At 38.5% G+C, this 19,564-nt stretch carries 16 protein-coding genes; 7 read left to right on the top strand and 9 right to left on the bottom strand.

The annotated features are described in order from the left end of the window. Positions 1-9 precede the first annotated feature (9 nt). Together rdgB and OQ268_RS01500 are read right to left on the bottom strand one after the other, a co-directional pair. Positions 10-585, bottom strand: coding sequence for an RdgB/HAM1 family non-canonical purine NTP pyrophosphatase (gene rdgB, locus OQ268_RS01495; RefSeq protein ID WP_265854290.1), 576 nt, complete (start codon positions 583-585; stop codon positions 10-12). Positions 586-611: 26 nt separating this feature from the next. Continuing rightward, complete coding sequence (locus tag OQ268_RS01500) at positions 612-1,268, bottom strand: hypothetical protein (RefSeq protein WP_265854291.1); 657 nt, start codon at positions 1,266-1,268, stop codon at positions 612-614. 95 nt (positions 1,269-1,363) lie between these two features. Between OQ268_RS01500 and OQ268_RS01505 the strand changes: the two genes are divergently transcribed. The 4 genes from OQ268_RS01505 (at position 1,364) to OQ268_RS01520 (ending at position 5,055) form a co-directional block, all read left to right on the top strand. Then, on the top strand, positions 1,364-1,960 hold the full coding sequence (locus tag OQ268_RS01505) for a hypothetical protein (protein WP_265854292.1): 597 nt from the start codon (positions 1,364-1,366) through the stop codon (positions 1,958-1,960). Between the two features lie 47 nt (positions 1,961-2,007). Next, positions 2,008-3,375 carry a peptidylprolyl isomerase gene (locus OQ268_RS01510; RefSeq protein WP_265854293.1) on the top strand — a complete coding sequence of 456 codons (1,368 nt, stop codon included), beginning with the start codon at positions 2,008-2,010 and terminating at the stop codon, positions 3,373-3,375. Positions 3,376-3,380: 5 nt separating this feature from the next. After that, positions 3,381-4,343 (top strand): AAA family ATPase, encoded by a 963-nt coding sequence (locus tag OQ268_RS01515; protein ID WP_265854294.1) that lies wholly within the window; start codon positions 3,381-3,383, stop codon positions 4,341-4,343. 520 nt (positions 4,344-4,863) lie between these two features. After that, positions 4,864-5,055: a hypothetical protein gene (locus tag OQ268_RS01520; RefSeq protein ID WP_265854295.1), complete on the top strand. Its 192-nt coding sequence runs from the start codon at positions 4,864-4,866 to the stop codon at positions 5,053-5,055. A gap of 55 nt (positions 5,056-5,110) precedes the next feature. On the opposite strand, the gene OQ268_RS01525 is transcribed toward OQ268_RS01520, so the two are convergent. From OQ268_RS01525 to msrA, 5 genes are all read right to left on the bottom strand, one after another. Beyond that, a complete protein-coding gene (locus OQ268_RS01525; RefSeq protein ID WP_265854296.1) occupies positions 5,111-5,995 on the bottom strand; it encodes a glycerophosphodiester phosphodiesterase family protein in 885 nt (294 codons plus the stop codon). A gap of 974 nt (positions 5,996-6,969) precedes the next feature. Next, positions 6,970-7,827, bottom strand: a complete 858-nt coding sequence (locus tag OQ268_RS01530; RefSeq protein ID WP_265854297.1) for a nuclear transport factor 2 family protein — start codon at positions 7,825-7,827, stop codon at positions 6,970-6,972. 79 nt (positions 7,828-7,906) lie between these two features. Next, the gene (locus OQ268_RS01535; protein WP_265854298.1) at positions 7,907-8,881 is read right to left on the bottom strand and encodes a M28 family peptidase; all 975 of its coding nucleotides are present in this window, start codon (positions 8,879-8,881) and stop codon (positions 7,907-7,909) included. A 17-nt stretch (positions 8,882-8,898) separates the two neighbouring features. Continuing rightward, entirely contained in the window at positions 8,899-10,359 is a 1,461-nt protein-coding gene (gene cysS / locus OQ268_RS01540; RefSeq protein WP_265854299.1) for a cysteine--tRNA ligase, read from the bottom strand. Positions 10,360-10,672: 313 nt separating this feature from the next. Next, on the bottom strand, positions 10,673-11,272 hold the full coding sequence (msrA, locus tag OQ268_RS01545) for a peptide-methionine (S)-S-oxide reductase MsrA (RefSeq protein ID WP_265854300.1): 600 nt from the start codon (positions 11,270-11,272) through the stop codon (positions 10,673-10,675). A gap of 246 nt (positions 11,273-11,518) precedes the next feature. On the opposite strand from msrA, the gene OQ268_RS01550 reads away from it, so the two are divergent. Both OQ268_RS01550 and OQ268_RS01555 read left to right on the top strand, forming a co-directional pair. Continuing rightward, the gene (locus OQ268_RS01550) at positions 11,519-12,481 is read left to right on the top strand and encodes an isopenicillin N synthase family dioxygenase (RefSeq protein WP_265854301.1); all 963 of its coding nucleotides are present in this window, start codon (positions 11,519-11,521) and stop codon (positions 12,479-12,481) included. Positions 12,482-13,272: 791 nt separating this feature from the next. Continuing rightward, the gene (locus OQ268_RS01555) at positions 13,273-13,461 is read left to right on the top strand and encodes a hypothetical protein (protein ID WP_265854302.1); all 189 of its coding nucleotides are present in this window, start codon (positions 13,273-13,275) and stop codon (positions 13,459-13,461) included. A 417-nt stretch (positions 13,462-13,878) separates the two neighbouring features. On the opposite strand, the gene OQ268_RS01560 is transcribed toward OQ268_RS01555, so the two are convergent. Both OQ268_RS01560 and OQ268_RS01565 read right to left on the bottom strand, forming a co-directional pair. After that, entirely contained in the window at positions 13,879-15,696 is a 1,818-nt protein-coding gene (locus OQ268_RS01560) for a serine hydrolase domain-containing protein (protein WP_265854303.1), read from the bottom strand. After that, positions 15,683-17,317, bottom strand: coding sequence for an amidohydrolase (locus tag OQ268_RS01565; protein ID WP_265854304.1), 1,635 nt, complete (start codon positions 17,315-17,317; stop codon positions 15,683-15,685). The genes OQ268_RS01560 and OQ268_RS01565 overlap by 14 nt, the downstream gene beginning before the upstream one ends. A 338-nt stretch (positions 17,318-17,655) precedes the next feature. On the opposite strand from OQ268_RS01565, the gene mutL reads away from it, so the two are divergent. Next, a complete protein-coding gene (gene mutL / locus OQ268_RS01570; RefSeq protein WP_265854305.1) occupies positions 17,656-19,503 on the top strand; it encodes a DNA mismatch repair endonuclease MutL in 1,848 nt (615 codons plus the stop codon). Positions 19,504-19,564 lie beyond the last annotated feature (61 nt).

The raw sequence follows: 19,564 nt of genomic DNA on the forward strand, positions 1-19,564 counted from the left end.
AAAGCGGAATTAGTGAGATTTAAGAAAAGCAATCATTTTCTGTACTGCAATAGCCCTGTGGCTAATTAAATTTTTCTCCTTCATATCCATCTCTGCAAAAGTAATGTTGTAACCATCAGGTTGAAAGATGGGGTCGTATCCAAAACCTTTTTCTCCGCTTGGCTCTGTTCTAATCACACCATTTATTACGCCCTCAAAAAGATGGTTTTCACCATTTCGGATTAGCGAGATTATAGTTTTAAAACGAGCTTTTCTATTAACCTCCCCTTCCAGCTTTTTCAATACCAAATTTAAATTTTCCAGGTCATCTCTTCCGCCGGCATATCGAGCAGAGTAGATGCCAGGTTCGTTATTGAGTGCTGCAACTTCCAATCCACTATCATCTGCAAAGCAATCTAAGCCATAATTTTCGACGACGTGAGTACTCTTCAGCGTCGCATTACCAGCAAAAGAATCGGCTGTTTCTGCAATGTCTTCTGTACAGCCAATATCTTTCAAGTTTAAAACTTCATACTGGCCAATTAATGCCAAGCGAATTTCTTCTGTTTTATGTTGATTATTGGTTGCGAATACGAGTTTATTCATATCAAAATGTTATGCTAAATGATAATTTAGGCATTTAATTTTTTGAGATTACCCCAAAGGAGCTTCTTAGCATTTATATCGCCATCCAGTTGATGGAGATTTGGCGCAAATATAATTCTTGTGGTTTCATGGATGATGATCTCATTTTGCCAGATATAACTGAGCTGCAAATCGGCAATTTCCACGCCAAAAGAAAGCATAATTAACGGTTTAAAGAATCCATGGAGTGTAGTGAAGTCAGTTCCTTTATATTGCGCATAATTGACTAATGCAAAATCCGGTGTACTTAAGCCGACTGCCTTCACAATATTTCGAAGCAAATCTCTTCCCTCAGGCGTACTCACATCATGATCGGCATCATTAACCAAAATTAAAACCGATTTCTTATTTCCACCAAGAGATTTAAACTCAACTTTAAAGTTAGAAGTGGGATTAACTTTCGAAATGCCCGGGTTTTCTACGTTAATCTTTGGTGTTTCTACAACTGCAGAGGGTAAATGATATTCTTCATTATACACATCTGCACGCTTATCATTAGAATTTATTTCTTTAGCATCATCTTGCAAAACCGATTCATTTGCAGGCAAATGCGTTATTTCGACATTTTTATCCTCAACTAAAAAAATATCTTCAGTAAAAAATAAAGGTAAAGCATTAGCATTGTTGGTAACCTGGTTTTCCATTCGTATTTTTGCCCGATAATAATTTCTGTTAAAATTAGTTAAATATCTTATAATAGCGCCGCTAATTGTTACTTTTATCCTTTAAATTTTGTAGAGTGCTCCCTGTAAAGAAAGCATATTTCTTACTTGTTTTTAGCCTTATTTGCAGTAGTTCGTTTGCACAGAACGTAGCTGTGGTTAATGGGAAACCTGTAAGTGCGAAAGAGTTTTTGTGGGCTTATAAAAAAAGCCACAATGGAAGTGTAAGCGCAGATTACATGGCTTTAGAAATGTATTTAAACCTATATTTGAATTTTAAATTGAAGGTTTTAGATGCAAGAGAGATGGGTTTAGATAAAAGTCCTGTTTATCAGGAAGAAATTAAAACTTACGAAAGTACACTTGAAGCGCATAAAAAGACTAGCGGTAATGCTAAGAACCACGATTTTTTGCTGAATGAATACCGCGAGGGCGTTCTTATGTTTAACGTTTCGGAGCAAAAAATCTGGACCAAGGGGCAAGAAGATGAGCGTGAATTAAACAATTTTTACAAACAAAACGAACAGAAATACAATAAACCACTGGATGATGTTAGGGGGCAGGTAATTGCCGATTTCCAACAATATTTAGAAGAAAGTTGGCTGAAGAGCCTAAGGCAAAAATACCAGATCAAGATTAATGAAAACGAGTTGAGAAAACTTGCCAAACAATAATTAAACTGGTATACATTAATATAACATTGCAACATATAATTTATAGAATGAAAAAAGTTTTTTTAGCAGCAACCGCATTAATTTGCTTATTTTTAAATAGTTATGCCCAACAGGGAAAGCATAACATTGATAAAGTTGCTGCTGTGGTAGGTAACAATATTATCCTGCTTTCAGATTTGAACCAACAATACACGCAATACCTTTACCAGGGCAATCCGGCAAATGAAAGTATTAAGTGTAGAATTTTACAGAATACCCTTACGCAGAAACTACTTAAGCAACAAGCTGAGATTGACTCGGTGATGGTAGAAGAAAACCAGGTAGATGATGAGGTGAACAAGCGTATGCGCTTTAGTATGCAACGTGCCGGTGGCCAAGAGCGCTTAGAGCAGTTTCTTAATAAATCGGTTCTGCAGTACAAAGATGAAATTCGTCCTTCCATTAAAGATGAATTGATTGCCCAGAAAATGCAGGCAAAAATTACCGAAAACATTAACGTTACCCCCATGGAAGTTGAAAAATACTTTAAAAGTTTGGGTGATAGTATTCCGGAGTTTAATACGGAAGTTGAAGTTGGTGAAATTATATTAGATCCAAAATTAACAAGAGCAGAGAAACAACGTTTTCATGATAAAATCGAGGCTTTACGTTTGCGGATTAAAGGCGGCGATGATTTCGGCGTATTGGCAAAGACATATTCTGAAGATCCTGGGTCATCTGCAGACGGCGGAGATTTAGGGTTCTTCGACAGAAGCACTATGGCGAAAGAATTTACCGCCTGGGCATTTAAACTTAAAGCGGGAGAGATGTCTCCAGTGTTCGAAACAGAATTTGGTTTCCATATTTTACAAGTAATTGAACGCAGGGGTGAACAGGTGCATGCACGCCACATTTTAATAAGGCCGGCTACCACACAAGAAAGTTTAACACGTTTAAAATTGCATGCAGATAGCATCTACAACAATATTGCAAGTAACAAACTAAGTTTTGCAGCTGCTGCTAACTTGTTTTCTGATAACAAAGAAACGAAATACAACGGCGGTATGATGCTAAATGCGGAAAACGTACAAGCCAGAAGTACTTTTATTCCTATTGATAAATTAGAGCCTTCTGTTTTTCTGGTTGTTGATACCATGAAAATTGGGTCGGTTTCTAAACCCGATTTGTATACGGCAGCTGATGGTAAACAAGGTTACCGCTTGCTTTACTTAAAGTCTAAAATCCCGCCGCATAAAGCAAATATGGCACAAGATTTCCCGAAAATTAGAGATGCCGCTCAAAGTGATAAAATAAATCGTACTTTAAGCGAATGGTTTGAAAAACGTCGTGAAAGCACTTATATTAAAATTGACGACGAATTTAATACCTGCGATGAATTGAAAATCTGGACTAAAACCACCACCGCAGCAAAATAAAACGAATGCAGTACAAAAACGATGTAGAAGCTGTTGATGCCCTTCACATAGCCTTTAACAACATTAAAGCCGAAATTGGCAAGGTTGTCATCGGGCAGGATGAAATCATTAAATCGGTATTGATTGCTATTTTCAGTAATGGTCATTGTTTACTTGTTGGCGTACCTGGTTTAGCAAAAACGTTGCTCGTGCAAACTGTAGCGTCTGTTTTAGACCTTAACTTCAACCGAATTCAATTTACGCCAGATCTAATGCCAAGCGACATTATTGGCGCTGAAATTTTAGGAGAAGACAGGCATTTTAAATTTATAAAAGGGCCTGTTTTCTCTAATATTATTCTTGCAGACGAAATTAACCGTACGCCGCCTAAAACCCAGGCTGCCTTGTTAGAAGCCATGCAAGAAAAATCGGTAACAGCAGCCGGACAAACCCATGCGCTGCCAAGGCCATTCTTTGTATTGGCAACCCAAAATCCGATAGAGCAAGAAGGTACATATCCCCTACCCGAAGCTCAGTTAGACCGTTTTATGTTTAACATCGAGCTTAACTACCCTGCTTTTGCAGATGAGCTTCAAATAGTAAAAAATACCACCAGCAACAAAAGTACTCAGCTGCAAAAGGTGATACAAGCTGATGAAATTCAATATTTTCAGCATTTAATAAGAGCGATTCCTGTTACAGATAACGTATTGGAATATGCGGTTAAACTGGCTGCGAAAACCCGCCCAAATAGTGAGTTTGCAACTGATGTTGTTAATAAGTACATCAGTTGGGGTGCCGGTCCACGGGCATCGCAGTTTTTAGTGCTTGGCGCTAAATGCCACGCAGCATTAAGTGGTAAATATGCGCCAGACATAGAAGACGTGCAAGCTGTTGCGGAGCCGATATTACGCCACAGAATTGTGCGTAATTACCGTGCCGAGGCAGAAGGATTATCTATCACAGATATTATTAAGGGTTTATTATAACTGCTTCTTGGCATTTTCATTTTACTGCCGTTTTATGGAAAGCAAATGCGGTAACGGCTATCAATGTTCAGTCCCGCCTCCGTTTCTGCCCCGATGAAAAATCGGGGGCATCTCACTAAAGTCGGGTTTAAATTACACAGGCTGTTTCTGCTATTTAAATGTGTTGCCTTGCACTCGCCCAGGTAAATAGCCCTGATTGAAATGGAAAGCCCGCAAACGAGGTACGAGTGCGGACTTGTAATGGAAAGCAGGAAGAACCATTAATTGTTGAACTGCCATTGCGCTTCAAAAAAAAGTATTTATGTAGGTCTGGAGATTGATTTTATGCCAATCGAATAGATTTTAATAAACTTAATGATTGCATGTGCGGTTACAGGTGCAAAGATAACATGGAGACTAAAAACTAGCTTGTTCTAAAATGCTTTACTATTTGTTAGGCTAGCGGCTTTAAGTTTTTAAAATTGTTCTTATCTTTAACGGCAATTAGGAAGCATAATTTTAAAAATCAAAAATATTAGATATGTCAGCTCACGATTCACATGCACCAGTTCAGCAAACAAAGGGTATTTGGGCATTGCCGTTAACGGCTTGGATTATTGTTTTAATTCTATTGGTAGCTTTTACAAGGCCTATATTTCATCATGGAGAGGGCGAAGCGTCGCATGAAAAGACTGAAGCGCACCACACTGAAGCAGCAGAATCTCATCACTAAGTTTTAAACTGGTGTGTAATAAAAGAGCGATGAATTTTATAGTTCATCGCTCTTTTTATTTAAGCTGGTTCATTATGTTTGGGAAATCAGTAATTATACCGTCTACGCCCAAGCTCATAAAGTATTTAACTTCTTTAACAGTGTTTACCGTCCATGGAATAATTTTTATACCCATTTCATGACAGCGATCTACCAAACCCTTGCCAACCAAAACTGAATATGGACTGTAAATAGTGGGCTTAAATCCTAATTTTGCGATGTAATCTTCAAAAGGTTCTTTCTCATCTATCAATAATGAGGTTTGAACTTTAGGATATTTCTCGTGTAGATATTGTAGTGTACGCATATCGAACGATTCGATAATAACCCTTTTGGAAATTTTCTTAGCATTTACTACGGCCATAATAAGTTCTACAAATTCTGCAGGCTCGGGGTGAAATTCGTTATCGCCATTTTTAATTGTTTTAGTTTCGATATTGTAAACCGGCTTTGGAAGCTTATGTTTTTTGGCATAAAGCTCAACGGCATCAATGGTTTCGGTAAGTAGTGGTTTGTAAGCTTTAAACTTCATCTGGCCTGGGAAGCGGGCATGTACCTTACTACCTACATCGAATTTCTTAACTTGCTCGTAATCCATTTTAAAGATGTTGTATTCTTTTTGGTTTCTAAGGGTTATGGGTTTCCCCGCCGGAGTTAAGGAAATTTCATTGTTAAAGTAGGGCTCTTGAGATAGTACTACTTGTTTATCTTTGGTAATCACAGCATCCATCTCTAGTGTATTAACCCCCAAATCGAGCGCTTTAAGCATGCCTTCGATAGTATTTTCGGGCATCAAGCCTCTGGCACCTGCCTTACCTTGAACATCAAATTTTTGTTTTTGTGCGAATAGTTGGAAAGAAAGAAAAACGAGAATTAATAGTAATGGTAATTTTTTAATCATGCAGTTTAAACGTAAATAATGCAATTTAAATATTTAATCAGGATAATAAGGGCTGCATTGCCATATTTTGTTGAGCCTGTTTGTGTTTGTTGATTGTTTATTCCTGCAGAACTGGTTTGGAAATTTTTTCGATGATGCAGCTTATTTTCTGCGAAAATCCGTTAGATCTGCAGAAGCATTTTTAAAACATTAGTTGTTTTTGATTTTAAATGTTTGTGTTGTATTTACTTTTTAGGTTTTTCCCGCTGATCACGCAGATGACGCAGATTGTTTTTGCGAAAATCTGTATTATGTGCGGGAGCATTTTTTACAACACTAGCCGATGTTGTTTCCAAACGTTCAAGTTGTATCTACTTTCAGATTTTTCCCGCTGATCTCGCAGATGACGCAGATTGCTTTTCTGCGAAAATCCGTGTAATCTGCAAGAGCATTTTTAAAACATTAGTTGTTTTTGATTTTAAATGTTTGTGTTGTATTTACTTTTTAGGTTTTTCCCGCTGATCACGCAGATGACGCAGATTGCCTTCTGCGAAAATCTGTATTATCTGCGGGAGCATTTTTTACAACATTAGCCGATGTTGTTTTCAAACGTTCAAGTTGTATCTACTTTCAGATTTTTCCCGCTGATCACGCAGATGATGCAGATTGTTTTCTGCGAAAATCCGTGTTATCTGCGGGAGCATTTTTACAACATTAGCCGTTGTCTGTTTTAAATAGTTGGTGTTGTATTTACTTTTCTTCCCGCTGATCACGCAGATGACGCAGATTGTTTTCTGCAAAATCCGTGAAATCTGCGGGAGCATTTTTTACAACATTAGCCGATGTTGTTTTCAAACGTTCAAGTTGTATCTACTTTCATATTTTTCCCGCTGATCTCGCTGATATCAGAAAGCTACACAACTAATATACCTACCTAAATAAAAAGCCCTCTTTTTCAAGAAGGCTTCCGATAACTTAATCCCTGAAATCAGATCTTATCTATCCGCGGGCACAAATGCTTGTACAATTAAATTCCAGCTAGCATCTGCAGCCTTCTCATACACGAACACATAATTAAAACTTTCTCTTAGATCAGCTTTATAATCAATCGTTGCAATACCGTAGGTATAAGCCAAATCGCTACCCAATGCTTTATCTACCCCAGTGGTTTTCAAATTTATCTTACTTACCATACTGTTATAAAAAGCGACTATTTTGCCTTTGCCATTTATGGCTTCATTACCTGGAAAAAGCAATCTTGCATCATCCGTTAAAAAACCTCCAAAGGCAGCAATTCCATGTGTTTTCAATAAGGTATTTAGTGTCTTTTCAGTTGTTAAAATAATATCCTTGCCTGCTTTAATTTCTCTATCGTTTAAAAACTTAGGAGCTACATGGTCTTTCGGTTCAACAAATTTGGGTGCACTACTTTCAAGGGGCTTATTGCTATTTGTACCTAAGTCTATTGCAAGTTTCCACTTACCATTTTCTGATTTCCAGATAGATAAGTATTGCCCATACTTTTTATCTGCACCTTCCACAGCATATGGGCCGGTGGTAAAACCCAGATCGCCACTGCGAGATACCTTAGCTAAATTTGGTTCCCACGTAACGGCATCTTCACTTTTAGTTTGTGCATTATAAAATGTTTTAGCATTAACAGGGTTTGGCCTGAAAACCAAGGCTGTTGAAGCCGTATAATCTAAATAAGCATCTTTGTCGCCATTCCTTGCAATTGCTTTCGCAAAATCTTTCTCTGCATTTACCAAAGATTTTGTTGTACCATCATTCTTTTGTGCAATTGCACCAAGTGCTAAAAGCGAAAATATTGCTGTAGAAAAAATTTGTTTCATCGTAAATTTAGGATATATGTTTGGCGAATATAAAATTTTATATGGAGGCGAAGCTCAAAAGTAATCAACAATTACACAATTATTTTTCGCGGTATATGGTTTCTAAAACTGTTTGTCCGGTTGCCTTGAGTGTATTTTTATCAATGTTAGCCAGATTATCTAATTGTGTATGCCAATTAATGTAGAAACCGCTATTGTCGTTATAGTGAATAATATCAACAGTGGGCACACCACCCTTATTCATCCAAAAATGATCATCTACAATTTTTCCACTGGTAATATTAACGAAGTAAGATGCATAACCAATTTCATTACCAATGTCCCAAATCTTTGTTACTATATCTCCTGCTTCAGTTCTTGAAATTTCGTCTTGCGTAAACTGTGCATTTCCACCACCAACCATATCTAGGTTTACGCCAAAAATCGCTTTGTAGCCTTTGGCTGCCACTGTTCTGTTCCAATACTGCGAACCCAGGCACCAGGTTACTTCATTCTGCGTTTGATCGTTGGATTTACCATAATCTTCCAAATCCCATAAGATGAAATCGACACCCACATTTGGCTGGTTTTTTTGGATTTGCCTCGCCATTTCTAAAATTACTGCAACGCCACTGGCGCCATCATTTGCCGCATCAAATGGCATGCTTTGCTTTAGGGGGTCAGTGTCCTGATCTGCAAAAGGACGAGCATCCCAGTGGGCAGTAACCAAAACACGCTTACTCCGTTCAGGATTAAAGCTGGCGTGGATATTCTTAAGTTGAAAAATCTTACCATCGTAAGTCTGTGTCTTCTCTCCCTGAATTTCTACCTCAGCACCAAACGCTTTAAATTTACGCACCAAATATTCTGCGCACATTTGGTGAGCTGCCGTGCCAGGTATCCGCGGACCAAAATCTACCTGCGCTTTGGTATAAGCATAAGCACTATCGGCATTAAAGTTCGGGGAAATGAGTTTAACACTATCCTGGCCACTAGGCGAAGCATCTTTAGAGCTGTTCTTACACCCTATTAAGATGCAGAAAGTTATCAGGAGAAATAATAAATTTTTATGCATTCGAAATTATTTCCAGTTTAAACCTTACTCCAGGTTGTTCCATCTTTACTGTCTTTTAATTGAATACCCAGTGTTTGCAAACCGATTCTAATCTTGTCTGATGTAGCATAATCTTTATTGCCTTTGGCTTCGGTTCTTAAATCAATAACCATTTCCAAAACGCCGTTTAAGTCGTTACTTCCTGCATCTTCATCTTTCAATCCCAAAATGTCGAAAACGAAATCGTTTATCAATGCCTTCAATTCGGCTAGCGCATTTGCAGAAATTTTACCTTTACCATCATACACTGTATTTATTATTCTTACTGCTTCAAAAAGTTCTGCAATTAAAATCGGACTGTTAAAATCGTCGTTCATTGCAGCTACACAATTATCTTTTAGTGTGGCAATATCGAAATCATTTGTATCAGAAACAACCAGCTTCTCTAGCAATGAAACAGCAGCCATCAAACGTCTGAAACCTTTTTCAGATGCATCCAGCGCATCATTAGAAAAATCTAAGGTACTACGGTAATGAGCTTGTAGCATAAAGAATTTAACCGTCATGGGGCTATAACCTTTACGCAGCAAAGGGTGGTCGCCGGTAAAAAGTTCCAGTGGAAGAAACCCATTGCCTGCCGATTTCGACATCCGGGTGCCGTTCACAGTTAGCATATTGGTATGCATCCAATACCGGGCTGGCTGCCTGTGGCTGCAAGCTTCAGACTGTGCAATTTCGTTGGTATGGTGCGTTGCTGCCAAATCCATCCCGCCGCCGTGAATGTCAAATTCATCACCTAAATACTTAGCGCTCATGGCAGAACACTCAATGTGCCAGCCTGGAAAACCCATGCCCCATGGCGATTGCCACTGCATTAATGTCTCTGGTTTAGCTTTAATCCACAATGCAAAATCCAGTCTTCCTTTTTTCTCATCCTGTCCGCCCAATTCGCGTGTGTTATTTAGCATGTCTTCCAAGTTCCGATTAGTTAAAATCGTATAGTTGAATTCCTTACTGTATTTCTCTACGTCAAAATATACATTACCATCAATCTCGTAACCATAACCATTGGCCATAATTACCTTAATCATTTCAATTTGCTCAATAATATGGCCGGTAGCAGTGGGCTCAATGCTTGGTGGCAACGTATTAAACATGCGCAACACATCATGAAAACCCAAAGTGTATTTTTGAACAATCTCCATAGGCTCTAATTGCTCTAATTTTGCCCGCTTCGCAAATTTATCGTCGCCCTCATCTCTATCCCCTTCTAAGTGGCCAGCATCAGTAATATTGCGTACATACCTAACTTTATATCCCAAATACTTCAGGTATCTAAAGATCAAATCAAAAGAAATAAATGTGCGGCAGTTCCCTAAATGCACATCGCTGTAAACCGTCGGACCACAAACATACATCCCCACATTGGGTGCATTTAAAGGTTGAAAAAGTTCTTTCTTACGTGAAAGCGTATTGTAAAGCTGTAAGCCAGTATTCATACTGCAAATGTAATATTTAGCATCGTAAAGTTTTTAAGATAGACTTAATGTTTCCAGCTAAGGCTGTTTATTTACATTTCATCAATGGAAAATAAAATTAGAAAAGGTACTTTGTTAGCAAGAGGCAAAAGCAGTCCGTCTTTCCGCTAAATCTTTTTTGTCTCCTTTGCTTTCTCCCATGGCCTACAAAAAAGGATACCGCTTCAATACGGTTTATATATTAGGTTTGTGCAGCAAACGCGGTTTCGAAAACCTTTGCGCATAAAAAATCCCGGCTTCGATTTAAAAGCCAGGATCTTAAACATATTGCACTTTATTTCTTAAGCTTCGCCTTGAAAACTTTTTCAAGCTTCTCTAATTTTGGCAAAATGACCAATCGGCAGTATGCCTCATCACCATTTTTGTTAAAATAATTTTGGTGATAACTTTCGGCAGCATAGAAAGGTTTGGCAGACTCTATAGCAGTTACTACTTTCTTTCCGTAAGCATTGGTTTTATTCAGTTCAGCCTTGTATTTATCTGCCAGGGCCTTTTGTTCAGGTGTGTGGTAAAAAATTACAGAACGATACTGTGTTCCGCTATCTGCTCCCTGTCTGTTCAAAGTTGTTGGGTCGTGGCTCTTCCAAAATACCTCCAGCAATTCATCATAAGATATTTCCATTGGGTTATACGTAATTTGCAATACTTCAGCATGCCCGGTAGCACCAGTGCAAACTTCCTCGTAAGTTGGGTTTGCTAATGTGCCCCCTTCATAACCCGATTTTACAGCTGTTACGCCTTTCAACCTTTGGAATATCGCCTCCGTACACCAAAAACAGCCCATCCCGAAAGTAGCTTTTTCTGTTTTCTTCCCCTGAGCTTGTACTTGGTTCAGCGTTAAAACAGTAAGTAAGATTAAGATTAATTTTTTCATTGTTTGTGTGTTTTAAATACTTCGCTAAATATATTAGCTTGTATACGATATTACGAAAAAATAGCATTTGTAGTTTCAGTTTGGCCAATAATGTATTTCGAATGACAAACGTATAGTTAATCAATCTTACCATCATTGTTAATAACTTAAAATACTGATAAATAAGCTTTTGTATGCATTAATAGTATCAAAATAACAGTTATTAACAATTCTTTTTTAAATTCGTACAACATTTAACATAAAATTATGTCTACACCGTATATTCCATGTTTAGATTTAGGCTCATACATTAATGGCACTGAAGAAGAACGTAAAAAATTTTCTGATGAGTTGGGCAGAGCCTTTAACGATTCTGGCTTTGTAACCATAACCAACCATGGTTTAACTCAAGAATTGATAGATAAGTTATACGAAAATATTAAGGCCGCATTTGCTCTTCCGCTAGAAACTAAGCGGAAATATGAGAAACCGGAGCTAGCAGGGCAACGTGGATACACCAGTGCCGGAAAGGAAACGGCAAAAGGCGCCAAAACGCCTGATTTGAAAGAGTTCTGGCAAATTGGACAGGAAGTTACAGATGGAGATCCGGTTAAAAACGAATATCCTGATAACGAGATTTTAGAAGAGCTTCCGGAGTTTAATAAAGTTACCGGCGATATTTATCGCAAACTGCAGGAAAATGGCACCCATCTGCTCCGGGCTATTGCAACTTACCTAGAGTTGCCAGTAAATTATTTTGATAAACATGTACATAATGGCAATTCAATTTTAAGAGGTATTCATTACTTTCCTATTGAAAACCCAGAATTGATTCCTGATGATGCCGTACGTGCTGGTGCACATGAAGATATCAACTTGATCACACTGCTTATTGGCGCTAGTGCCGACGGACTGGAAGTGCTCACCCGCAGCAACGAATGGTTGCCAATTAAAGCACATCATACCGATATTGTGGTTAACGTTGGCGATATGTTGCAACGTTTAACCAACAACAAGTTAAAATCGACAACACACAGAGTTGTAAATCCACCACGCGAATTGATGAAAACTTCGCGTTTCTCGGTGCCGTTTTTCTTACACCCACGCAGCGATATGGATTTAACCAGCCTAGCATCTACCATTGATGATCAACATCCTAAAGCATACAGCGATATGACGGCAGGCGAGTATCTGGATGAAAGATTACGAGAAATTGGTTTGAAAAAATAATGAGTTTAGCTTCTTAAAGAATAAGGTAATTGCAAAAGCATCGACGTAGTCGGTGCTTTTTTGTTATAAATGCATAACTTTATTTATTCCCCCTAGATTTTGACCACATCCCATTAAACCAAATGCTATCCAAAATCAAAATCCAAATTTTGAAGATTACGAAAATTTATTTAATCTTTCTATCTCAATTTATCCACTAAGTATGAAATACTTAAAAATAATAACGATAGTCTCTTTCCTTTTAATAGTGGGATTAGATCAGAAGGGATTTCCAAACTTTATAACAATTTTCATATGTGCATCTCAATTTCTAATTAATCTCCTGTCGCAACCCTTTAATGAAATCTCATGGGGTTTGGGTTTAGCTGCTCTCTCTGCCATTGCCTGTATTTTCTTAATATTATTTTCTAAACACTACAAGGACCGCTATATTTTAATATTTTGTTTTGCAACACTACTCTGCATTGAAGTTTATTTTTCAGGAATCTTACGATATCAAAACTTCATTTCATGGTTTATTTATCCACTACTAATATTTGTAGTAAGTATGATCGTATTGATAGTTATCAATTTTAAGCCTAATAAGATTTAGCTTATGCCCAGTTGTGTAGCATCAAAAATGAAAAGGATAATAATGGCTTAATCATATTAACCCAATTTCTTATTCTCTTAAAGATAATTTTTATTTCAGTAATTATAACTGAGAATATTATACTAGCGAATTAGGAGGGAAAGGCAAACCATTTAATGGGATAAAAAAGGGCTTTAAGAACTTTATAAAACGGCACCCGTTGGAGAAAGATAAAACATTATACCGAACATTTACACTAAAAACTTGGCGCTTTTGGGAGTGGGGTGAGTGGTTAATTCATCGCGATAGATTTATGCTACGCAATTTTGAGGAAGAACAAATTTTAGAAAACAGAAAAAAAGAGAAGGCTTACCTACGAGATTTTAAAGCTACTGGGGATGATAGCTAATATTGCAAATTGTCTGTTCAAGTAGAAATGACGACCAAAATATCCCATTTGCAGCGAAGACAAAAAGTCTTTGAACGTGACAGTTAAGTAGATCCAAAAATTCCTCCATTTCAACACCAGGAGGACGCACAGCTCCGCGTAAGTCTGAGAAATCTGCCGGAGATACCTTCCACAAGCAATGCTTTTGCAACATCCTACCCCTCAAAGCATGTTGTCAGTTTGACACAACCATTTTCAGTACAAGTATCAAGCTTGCGCTCTTGATGTACCCTGATCATGTATAAAAAACACGCTAACGACCAATCATCATTTTAAGCGAAGATCAGAAATCTTTGCACATCGCAAAACTAACTACAAAGATTTCACGGCTCCACTGCGTAGCGATCGAAAAACGATCCATCATAAAGAAATTTCAAACTACTTTTTAGCGCTATCTATGGCTTTGTTGATCACATCTTGGATTCTACCTCTAATTTTAAGATTGGAAAGCTTCTCGGTAACTGTCGGATTTACCCGATTTGAAAGGAAAACATAAACCAAACCACGAGATGGATCTACCCATACACAGGTTCCAGTATAACCTGTATGCCCATAGGTTTGCGGCGAAGCCAGATCTGAAGGATAGTGTTTAGTGCTATCTGGATCCCACCTGTCAAAACCTAAACCTCTGCGACTCACATTAGACTGCTTTGACGTAAACATATCTACTGTTTCGGGTTTAAAATATTGCGTACCACCATAAGTACCCCTGTTTAACAACATCTGATAAATAATAGCCAGATCATTAGCACTGGCAAATAGGCCTGCATGGCCAGAAACACCACCAGCCAAAGCAGCACCTTGATCGTGTACATATCCTTCTAACAAAGTTTTCCTAAAATATGTATCTTGTTCTGTAGGGATAATTTGATCTTTACTGAAACGGTTTCTTGGCAGAAAACCAGCAGTTTGCATACCTAGCGGCTTGTAAAAGTTTTCATAAGTATACTGATTTAATGGCTCTTCGCTCAAATGCTCCACAATATCTTTCATCACATACATGCTAATGTCGCTGTAGACATATTTCCCACGGGTTTTAATAGGTGAGTTAAGCATCTTTGGCCACATAAAATCCTTAAAAAATCCCTTTTTTATATAATAGTTGTCTGCAACTTTAGTTGGAAAAGCCGCAGAAGAGTCTGAACTATAATCGCCGGTTTTTACATAGTTGTGAAAAGGGATAAAAGGGATAAAACCAGCCTGGTGTAACATTACTTCTCGTACGTTAATGTTATTCATAGCTGTGGTGCGGGCCTTAGGAATATAGGCACCGATGTTGGTATCTAATTTTAACTTGCCCTCTTCGAATAAACGCATCACTGATGGCGTAGTAGCAGTTACCTTCGTCACCGACGCCAAATCAAAGATATCCGTTACCTTGTCGGGTAATAAACTATCATAAGTATGTTTACCATAGGCTTTATTAAAAACAACTTTACCATCTTTGGCTACAAGAACCACAACCCCAGGAGTTGCTTTCTGATTAATGGCTTCCGCAGCAATGGCATCTATCTCCTTTAAATCATTGGAATTTAAACCTGCGTCTTCTGGAACTGTATATTTTAAACGCGTTTTGGTGGTTGTAAAGCCAGATCCTGCTGTATATCTGGCGGAAAAAGCAGAACCTAATTTATGTTCAGCAGCAATTCCACCAAAAATATATTGGGGCACAATGGCTGCCGCATCTGCGTTGTTTACCGCGGTAAAAATAATGGGCGATGACAATACATCAAACGATTTAAGGCCATTACCGTTTCCAAAATAAGATAAGATAACTTGCTTAGTCTGCGCAATGCTATTGATGAAATTGACATACTTTGCTTGATTTGCATGTTGATCATCAATAGTAACTAAAATGGTATTGAAATATTTTAAATCATCCTCTAAATCATTTAGGTTGATGCTGTCTTTATATACATCAGCGGTAAAGGATGTGATTTTATCGTATTTATTAGCTAAACTATCAAAAACACTGCTATAAGAAAAACCTAAACTTACTGCAGCAATATTCAGTTTTTCAAGGTTTTTAAGCGGAACAATTCCACCTTGATTGTTCAACAATACCGTTGTCCTTGAAATGGTATTGGCTACCGCAAGCTTCTTTTCATTGGCGCTATGCTCTTGAGCACAAGCCATTAAACATAAAACATTAAAACAACTGGCTACTGCTACAATTAATAATCTATTTCGCTTCATACACTTTCTCTCCGTTCAGGAAGGTTTTTAAAACTTTGGTTTTTAATATATTTTTTGGGGATGATTTTAAAATATCATTATCGAGAATTACAAAATCTGCCAGCTTGCCCACTTCCAGACTCCCTTTTTCGTTTTCTTCGAAATTCGCTTTTGCAGCCCAGATGGTCATTCCTCGAAGCGCTTCTTCTGGCGTTAAAGCGTTTTCCATTTGAAAACCGCCTTTAGGATAACCCTTTGCATCTTCCCTTACAGTGGCTGCATAGAAAGTTAACAATGGACTAATTTTTTCTACCGGAAAATCAGTTCCCAAAGGAATCCAACCATTTTGCTTCAACAATTGTTTGTAAGCGTAAGCATCTTTTACCCGTTGTGGCCCTAGGCGTTCGGCTGCCCAATACATGTCTGAAGTGGCATGGGTAGGCTGAACCGATGGCACTATACTGGCTTTGCCGAATAAATTAAAATCGGAATTATTTACTACCTGGGCATGTTCTATACGCCAACGTTTATCGTTTTTGCCTTTTAGAACTTTGTTGTAAATGTTTAGCATTACCCTATTGGCCGAATCGCCAATGGCATGCGTACACATTTGAAAATTATTAGCAGCGATTTTTTGAGCTACTTCTTCATAATGCTTTTTAGCACTCAATAGAAACCCTGTTTTTGTAGGCATATCGCTATAAGGATGTAATAAGCAAGCTCCACGAGATCCTAAGGCACCATCTGCATAAACTTTAAAAGACCGCACATTTAGCCGATCGGTTTTTATTGGTCCGCGTTTAAATAGATAGTTATAGTTGTCTTCTGCATCAGAAAGCATAACGTATAAGCGCATTTTTAGCTTTTGCTCATTCTGTAGTTTTTCGATGAATTCTACTACCTCGTATCCCAACCCACAATCGTCTATGGTGGTTAAGCCTGCGGCAAAGCAATTGGCTTGTGCATCTGTTAAAATTTTCTCTGCCAGTTTCGCATCGGGCGGTGGAATTTTAGCTTCTACCAAACCGACAGCATTGTCAATAAGTACACCGGTAAGTTTACCATTCTCGATAAGCATGTCGCCGCCAACCAATTTTTGTTCTCCTTTAATTCCTGCTGCATCAAGGGCTTTCTGATTTACTACAGCAGCATGTCCATCTACCCGATTAAGAAATACGGGTCTGGTAGGAAACAGTGACGTTAATTTTTCATTATTTGGGAAAGCTTTATCCTGCCAATCATTCTGATCCCAACCGCCGCCAATTAACCAGCCATCGGGATGGGTTTTAGCGAAACTAACAAGGCGTTCTAGAACTTCCTCCCAAGATTTCGTATCACGAAGATCAGCCGATTGCAGACTTTGCCCATAACCAAAGAAATGCGCATGCGCATCTATAAAACCCGGGTAAACCGCCTTGCCGTCTGCATTAATTTCTTCTTTTGCTTTGTATCTCGCTTGAATATCTTTAGAGGTACCTATAGCCAGAATTTTCCCGCCTTTAACGGCAAAAGCTTCTGCAGTTTCGAACTTACTATTTACCGTGTATACATTGGCATTGTAAACCAATACATCGGCCTCTTCTTTTTTGCCACATGAAGAAAGCAAAAAAGCGAGAGATAGGAGGTAAAGAAAAGATTTCATATCGATAAAGATAGATAATTGTGTCCAGTTTACTTTGTAAATTCAGCTTTACACTACACATAATTGAGCGTGGCTAAATGTGAGCGAAAGTATCCTGAACGTTAAACATAAACCCAATGGCAGCGATATCCTTTGGCTAAAGGCTAGGCAGCGACGGCCAGCCAAAGATTTAGCGTACAGTGGGGCTGCGGAAACCGAGATGCACATCACTTACTTTTCCAGAAAATAACCATCATGCAGTTTAACATTTGCACCGTCATTTACATGTTGAGTTTTAAACAAAAGCCGTTCTTTAAGCATATTTTGCATAATTTAGCGAATTCACTTTGCCAGAATACATGACTGATATTATCCACTTATTACCTGATGCTGTTGCCAATCAAATTGCTGCCGGAGAAGTTGTTCAACGACCTGCTTCTGCGGTAAAAGAATTACTTGAAAATTCTATTGATGCTGGTGCAGATAAAGTTCAATTGGTGATAAAAGATGCAGGCAAAGCGCTGATTCAGATCATCGATAATGGATGTGGAATGAGCGTTACCGATGCCAGAATGTGTTTCGAGCGTCATGCTACCTCGAAGGTAAAAAAAGCTGAGGATTTGTTTGCCATTCGCACCATGGGTTTTCGGGGCGAGGCCATGGCATCTATAGCGGCGATTGCGCAGGTAGAGATGAAAACCCGTAGGCATGAAGATGAGATTGGCAGCTGCATTACTATTGAGGGTGCAGAGGTAACGGCACAAGAGCCTGTTGCCACACCGGCGGGTACACAAATAGGAATTAAAAACCTTTTTTTTAATACACCCGCCCGAAGGAATTTCTTAAAAAGTAATCCGGTAGAGATGCGCCACATCATAGATGAATTTCAGCGTGTTGCATTGGCACATCCCACTGTATTTTTTAGCTTACACCACGATGGAACAGAGATTTTTAATCTGCCGAAAGGAAACCTGAAGCAAAGAATAGTACACCTGTTCGGCAATAATTACAACGAGCGATTAGTTCCTGTTGAAGAAGAAACGACGATTATTAACCTTAAAGGATTTATTGGCAAACCTGCTTTCGCGAAAAAAACCCGTGGCGAGCAGTTCTTTTTTGTAAACAATAGATTTATAAAAGACCCCTACTTAAACCACGCGGTAAGTTCAGCTTTCGATGATCTTCTACCTGACGATAGCTATCCGTTGTATGTTTTGTTTATCGAAATAGATCCGGCGAAGATTGATGTAAATGTTCATCCTACTAAAACTGAGATAAAATATTTAGATGAAAAATCCATTTATGCAATTTTAAAGTCTGCGGTAAAGCGCTCGATAGGCCGATACAATATTGCACCAAGTTTAGATTTCGACCAGGAAACGGGATTTAGCAATATGATTACCCAAAAAGCAGTCGAAGATATTGTTCCACCAAGTATCAACTTCAACCCAGACTTTAATCCATTTGCCAGCGACACCGCTTCGACCTCGGGCTATGCCTCTTCGCCACGAAATTACGAGGCAAAACCAAGCGCAAAAAACTGGGGTTCGCTTTACGAGATTGTAGCCCAACCTGAAGTAGAACAAGCTACCTTTTATACCGAAGAAAGTGAAATAGAAACGCCTAAGAAGCAGTACATGCAGCTACACAACCGCTACATTGTTTCGCAAATTAAATCGGGATTGATGGTTATCGACCAGCAAATGGCACATGAGCGCATCCTTTATGAGCGTTTTCTCGTACATTTAGATGACCGCAAGGGGGCATCGCAACAGAGCTTGTTTCCACAGACCATAACCTTAAACGCTAATGATTTTGAGTTGGCTAAAAGTTTGTTAGATGACATTAAGAGCTTGGGCTTTGATGTAAGGGAGTTCGGTAAAAATACGTTGGTGGTAGAGGGTGTTCCGGTAGATTTAGGAAGCACCAACATTAACGAAACACAATTGTTTGAGCAACTAATTGAAGGTTTTAAAAACAGTCAGCAAGAATTAAAGTTAAGTAAGCGAGATAGTTTGGCTCGCAGCCTTGCAAAAAATAGCGCCATTAGGGCAGGAACAGCGTTGGCACAGGAGGAAATGAATACCTTAATTGATGAACTTTTTGCCTGCAAAACCCCTAACTTTGGCGTTAGCGGAAAGGCTATTATTCAAACCATTACGTTGACAGAACTTGACAAAAGGTTTGAAAAAGGTACAGGCTTTTAATTTTAAGACTGAGGGTGAAGGATTAAAGCTAAAGCCAGAGCAATAAAGCGGAACTATCATT

The organism is Pedobacter sandarakinus (genome assembly GCF_026240095.1).
GTDB lineage: Bacteria > Bacteroidota > Bacteroidia > Sphingobacteriales > Sphingobacteriaceae > Pedobacter > Pedobacter sandarakinus.

Excerpts from the sequence above, each read along its gene's own strand:
- OQ268_RS01530 (WP_265854297.1), bottom strand. The coding sequence starts at position 7,827 with ATGAAACAAATTTTTTCTACAGCAATATTTTCGCTTTTAGCACTTGGT.
- OQ268_RS01525 (WP_265854296.1), bottom strand. The coding sequence starts at position 5,995 with ATGATTAAAAAATTACCATTACTATTAATTCTCGTTTTTCTTTCTTTC.
- OQ268_RS01515 (WP_265854294.1), top strand. The coding sequence starts at position 3,381 with ATGCAGTACAAAAACGATGTAGAAGCTGTTGATGCCCTTCACATAGCC.
- cysS (WP_265854299.1), bottom strand. The coding sequence starts at position 10,359 with ATGAATACTGGCTTACAGCTTTACAATACGCTTTCACGTAAGAAAGAA.
- msrA (WP_265854300.1), bottom strand. The coding sequence starts at position 11,272 with ATGAAAAAATTAATCTTAATCTTACTTACTGTTTTAACGCTGAACCAA.
- rdgB (WP_265854290.1), bottom strand. The coding sequence starts at position 585 with ATGAATAAACTCGTATTCGCAACCAATAATCAACATAAAACAGAAGAA.
- OQ268_RS01510 (WP_265854293.1), top strand. The coding sequence starts at position 2,008 with ATGAAAAAAGTTTTTTTAGCAGCAACCGCATTAATTTGCTTATTTTTA.
- OQ268_RS01500 (WP_265854291.1), bottom strand. The coding sequence starts at position 1,268 with ATGGAAAACCAGGTTACCAACAATGCTAATGCTTTACCTTTATTTTTT.
- OQ268_RS01560 (WP_265854303.1), bottom strand. The coding sequence starts at position 15,696 with ATGAAGCGAAATAGATTATTAATTGTAGCAGTAGCCAGTTGTTTTAAT.
- OQ268_RS01535 (WP_265854298.1), bottom strand. The coding sequence starts at position 8,881 with ATGCATAAAAATTTATTATTTCTCCTGATAACTTTCTGCATCTTAATA.
- mutL (WP_265854305.1), top strand. The coding sequence starts at position 17,656 with ATGACTGATATTATCCACTTATTACCTGATGCTGTTGCCAATCAAATT.
- OQ268_RS01550 (WP_265854301.1), top strand. The coding sequence starts at position 11,519 with ATGTCTACACCGTATATTCCATGTTTAGATTTAGGCTCATACATTAAT.
- OQ268_RS01565 (WP_265854304.1), bottom strand. The coding sequence starts at position 17,317 with ATGAAATCTTTTCTTTACCTCCTATCTCTCGCTTTTTTGCTTTCTTCA.
- OQ268_RS01520 (WP_265854295.1), top strand. The coding sequence starts at position 4,864 with ATGTCAGCTCACGATTCACATGCACCAGTTCAGCAAACAAAGGGTATT.